The 4,344-nt window shown below is 60.7% G+C and carries 6 protein-coding genes; 1 reads left to right on the top strand and 5 read right to left on the bottom strand.

Going from position 1 to position 4,344, the window contains the following annotated elements:
* Together WBB85_RS03760 and WBB85_RS03755 are read right to left on the bottom strand one after the other, a co-directional pair.
* On the bottom strand, positions 1–452 hold a 452-nt coding region (locus WBB85_RS03760), incomplete at its 3' end, for a substrate-binding domain-containing protein (protein WP_432637284.1).
* 146 nt (positions 453–598) lie between these two features.
* A complete protein-coding gene (locus tag WBB85_RS03755; protein ID WP_432637283.1) occupies positions 599–1,639 on the bottom strand; it encodes an ATP-binding protein in 1,041 nt (346 codons plus the stop codon).
* 182 nt (positions 1,640–1,821) lie between these two features.
* Here WBB85_RS03755 and WBB85_RS03750 point away from each other — a divergent pair, with 182 nt between their 5' ends.
* A complete protein-coding gene (locus WBB85_RS03750) occupies positions 1,822–2,241 on the top strand; it encodes a hypothetical protein (RefSeq protein ID WP_432637282.1) in 420 nt (139 codons plus the stop codon).
* Here WBB85_RS03750 and WBB85_RS03745 read toward each other — a convergent pair.
* The 3 genes from WBB85_RS03745 to WBB85_RS03735 form a co-directional block, all read right to left on the bottom strand.
* Entirely contained in the window at positions 2,238–3,416 is a 1,179-nt protein-coding gene (locus tag WBB85_RS03745) for a trans-sulfuration enzyme family protein (RefSeq protein WP_432637281.1), read from the bottom strand. The genes WBB85_RS03750 and WBB85_RS03745 overlap by 4 nt on opposite strands.
* On the bottom strand, positions 3,413–3,946 hold the full coding sequence (locus tag WBB85_RS03740) for a gamma carbonic anhydrase family protein (RefSeq protein WP_432637280.1): 534 nt from the start codon (positions 3,944–3,946) through the stop codon (positions 3,413–3,415). The genes WBB85_RS03745 and WBB85_RS03740 overlap by 4 nt, the downstream gene beginning before the upstream one ends.
* Positions 3,943–4,344: guanylate kinase (locus WBB85_RS03735; RefSeq protein ID WP_432637279.1), on the bottom strand; the 402-nt coding region annotated here is incomplete at its 5' end. The genes WBB85_RS03735 and WBB85_RS03740, both read right to left, overlap by 4 nt.

Raw genomic sequence — 4,344 nt, 5'->3', positions numbered from 1 at the left:
GTGTAGGGGTTGGCGACCAGCGCGCCGTCGACCATCACTTCCGGCGACAGGGCATTGAACCAATGCGACGGAGTGAATGCAAAGGACTGGCCGTTGATGTCGGACGCGAAGACAATGCCGTCATAACCGATGCGGACTTCGATGATGTCGGTCACACCGTTTGCGGCACAAGCGGCGATTTCTTTGTCGCGGATCTTGCGCGATGCGTTGGCGATGTCGATCTGGTTTTCGCCTACGCCTTCGCAGAACCGTTTGAGACCGGCCGAAGAGCCGCCCGATTCCACGACCGGCGTCGGGAAATCGAAGTTTTCGCCGAAGGCCTCGGCAACGATTGAGGCATAGGGCAGAACCGTCGAGGAACCGGCAACCTGCACATTATCGCGTGCGGTGGCGGCGGTGGCGGAAACGGCAGCGATCGCCAGGGTCGAGGCGGTCAGTTTCGCGAATTTCATGGAAGTAGCTCCTGAGTAGGTTTCCCGGGGGCCATCTGCCCCCTCAGTGGCTGCGTCGTAGTATGCGCGCGCTATGGTTTTGTGACAATAGCGTAACAGTTTTATGACACACCATGAATTGCCGCGACGTGAACTTAGATCGCCTGTCAGCTTCTTGGCAGGATCACGCTGAAAACGCTGCCTTTGCCGCTTTCGCTGGCAATCCTCAGTCGGCCCCGGTGACGGTTGACGATATGCTTGACGATCGCCAGACCCAGCCCGGTTCCTCCCATTTCGCGCGATCTGTGACTGTCCACCCGATAGAATCGCTCGGTGAGTCGCGGAATATGCAGCGGCTCAATCCCCTCGCCCTCGTCTCGGACATCGACACGCAATGCCGGCCCCCGAAGCGCGGGTTCCTCATCTGTCTCCGAAACCCGGACGCTTACCGTGCCGGGTTTGCTGCCATACTTGATCGCGTTCTCCAGAAGGTTGGAAAACACCTGCGTCAGCTGGTCGGCGTCGCCGGGAACCGGATGGGGTTTCCCTTCGATCGTCACCTCAATCGTGACATCGCTGTCTTCTGCCGCTTGCTGCAGGCTGGTGATCGCAGAGCGCAACAAAGCGACCGCATCGACCAGTTCCGTTGGCCGCACGCGTTCCGAGCTTTCCACGCGAGAGAGTGACAGAAGGTCATGAACCAGCCTGTTCATTCGCTCCGCTTCCTGCCGCATGATCGTCAGGAAACGGTCGCGCGCCGCAGGATCTTCGCGCGCTGCTCCGCGAATCGTTTCGATAAATCCCAGCAGCGCCGTAAGGGGCGTCCGCAGTTCGTGGCTGACATTTGCCACAAAATCCCGCCGCATGTTGCCGGCTTCCTGCATTTCGGTTTGATCTTCAAAACTGACCAAAACCGACAGCCCAGAGGCATCGGGAACAGGCACGGCGCGAACCAGATAAGTCGTCTCCTTTTGGGCTTCGGAACCGAGATAAATCGCCTGACGTGGTTCACCCGATTGCAACGCGACTTCGATCGCGTCAAGAAGCGCGGGGTGACGCAAAACCGCTATGTAGTGACGATCATTCAGTTCTTTGGCAAAAATGGATACGGCCCGGGCATTGGCGAACACGATCCGTTCGTCGGCTCCGACGAGCAAGAGCGGTAAAGGGACCGCCTCCAACACACCCGACAGTTGCCCCGACTTCATCTTCGCTTCACCTCATGAACCGGGCGCAAAGTCTTGGAAGTCGTTGAATTTGTAAATCCCTCTGCCGATTCAATTTTCTTTCTTTCAACCTCTGGATGAGCGTTGCAATCAGGGATGCAATTTGCCAACCTGCCCTCGAAGGGGCATTTTATAAGCCCAGCAATGTCGAGGGATGATGCGACATGGCGCGGTTGGACGATGATCCCGGCTTCGGTTTAGGGCTGGAGACGGGCAAGACAAAGAACGAAACTCGGCCACGGCCGATCATACTGGCGGTTGGCGACGTCAGGCAGTGGGTGAGCTCAGGCCGCGCACTACCGGCCGATTCCCAGATCGCCTTTGCCGAATTTCACGAAATCAGCGCCGAGTTGCTGCAGACGCTGACGCCTGACATCGTGATGTCACCGGTCCTGACAAGGGGCTTTGATTGCCTTGACCTCGCTCAGGCGCTTCAGGCCAGCGGCTTTCGCGGCCGGTTTCGCGTGGTGGCGCCCGACATGCCCAACCCCAAGGTGATTCAGGCCGAGATACGGGCGCTCTGCCCGACGCTCGACGTGGCATTCATCTATGTTGGCAAGTCCGAGGTCCGCCGCCTGCACTAGGCAGAGGCGGCGACCGCAGCGGCAAATTCGCTGATCAGCAGATCGGCATCCTCAATCCCGACAGAGACACGAAAGAAACCTTCGCCGATCCCAAGCGCCGCCCTGCCCTCTTCCGTCAGGGCGCGATGAGAGGAACTGGCCGGATGCGACAGCGTCGTGCCGATGTCGCCAAGCGTCGGGGCAAAGGCGATCTGTGGCGCGGCCTGGACCAGACGGTTGGCGGCGTCGCGCCCGCCCTGGACAACAAAACTGACCATATTGCCACCGCGCCCGCCCAGCAACGCCACCGCCCGATTGTGGTCGGGATGATCGGGACGCATCGGGTAGAGCACCTTATTCACGTTGGACATTTCCGCCAGAGCATCCGCAAGCCTGGCGGCGTTCGCTTCGGCGCGATCATAGCGCAATTCGAACGAATGCAGTCCGCGTTCCGCCAGCCAGCAGTCAAACGGGCTCGCCGTCAGGCCAAACGTTACGGCCGTCGACATGATCGCCGCCTGCAATTCCGGGTCGGGCGCCACGACATAGCCAAGGGTCGCGTCAGAATGGCCGGAAAGCAGCTTGGTCACGGAATGGACAACGATATCGGCGCCATGATCGAACGGTTGGAAGCCACGCGGCGTGGTGAAGGTATTGTCGACCATCAGCAGAATCCGGTGCGCTCTGGCCAGTTCCGCGATACCGGCCACATCGGCCACGCGCAATGTCGGGTTTGAGACGACCTCGACAAGGATCATCCTGGTGTTCGGGCGGATCGCCGCGGCAAATGCCGCCGGGTCAGTCGGATCCGCAAAGCTGGTTTCGATGCCGAGGCGCGGCAGGTCCTCTTTCATCATCCGCAACGAACGGCCGTAGAGTTGGTCCGCGCCGATAACGTGATCCCCGGCTTTCAGCACTCCGAAGAAGGCCGCGGCGATGGCAGACATACCCGACCCGGTGATAAGCCCTCCGGATGCGCCCTCCAGCCCGTCGATCTTGCGGGCCAGAACATCGGCATTCGGGTGCCCCTCGCGGGCATAGGTATAGCCCTTCGCCCGGCCTTCATATTGCGCGTCCAGCGCATCGGGGCTTGCCGAGGCGTAGACCACCGAAGGCTGCAAAGGCGTAGCCACCGGGCGGCTTGAGCTTTCTGGCCATGGCGTCCGGCGGACGATCGAATTTGGCGGCTTGGTCATTCTGCTACCACCTGCAAGCCTTTGCGATAACGCTTGAAATTCGCCTGGTAGTGCTTGGCTGCCGACAACAGGGCCGCCTGTGCCGGGCCATCGAGTTGCCGCACGACCTTGCCGGGCGCCCCCATGACAAGAGCACCATCCGGTATCTCCTTGCCTTCGGTGATCAGCGCCCCTGCCCCGATCAGGCAGCCCTTGCCGATCACGGCGCCGTTCAGGATCGTCGCGCCCATACCGATCAGCGTGCCTTCTCCGATCGTGCAGCCATGCAGCATCGCCTTGTGACCGACGGTGCAATTGGCCCCGATTGTCAGCGGATAGCCCATGTCGGTGTGCAGAACGCAGTTTTCCTGAATGTTGCTGCCTGACCCCAGCACGATCCGTTCATTGTCTCCGCGCAGCGTGGAACCGAACCAGACGGAAGCTCCCGGTTCCAGCGTCACCTTGCCAATGACATTGGCATCGGGGGCGACCCAGTATTCGTCATCCTGTGGGACCGACGGTGCGATCCCGTCCAGCGCATACAGCGTCATTGCCGCTCCTCGAATTCCTTGTTCAGGCCGCGCACGAAGCCGGTCAACCCCGGCTGGCGGTCACGGCGCATCCGTTCGGCGCTCAGGATCGTGCGAAGCTCCTCTTCCGCGCGATCCAGATCATCGTTGATCAGGACATAGTCGTATTCCGCCCAGTGGCTGATCTCTGCCTGACTCTTTGCCATGCGCCCGGCGATCACTTCGGTGCTGTCCTGCCCCCGCCCCTTCAGCCGGCCTTCCAGTTCGCTGATCGAGGGCGGAAGGATGAAGATCGACACGACATCCTTGCCAAGCGCGGAATTGCGGATCTGCTGGCCGCCTTGCCAATCGATGTCGAAAAGCGTGTCGCAACCGGCGGCCATGTTCGCTTCAACCGGCGCTTTCGGCGAGCCGTAGAG

Source organism: Albidovulum sp., from assembly GCF_049646345.1.
Classification (GTDB): domain Bacteria; phylum Pseudomonadota; class Alphaproteobacteria; order Rhodobacterales; family Rhodobacteraceae; genus Albidovulum.
The sequence above is the reverse complement of the archived record's forward strand: the minus strand, read 5'-3'. Positions and strand labels throughout refer to the sequence as shown.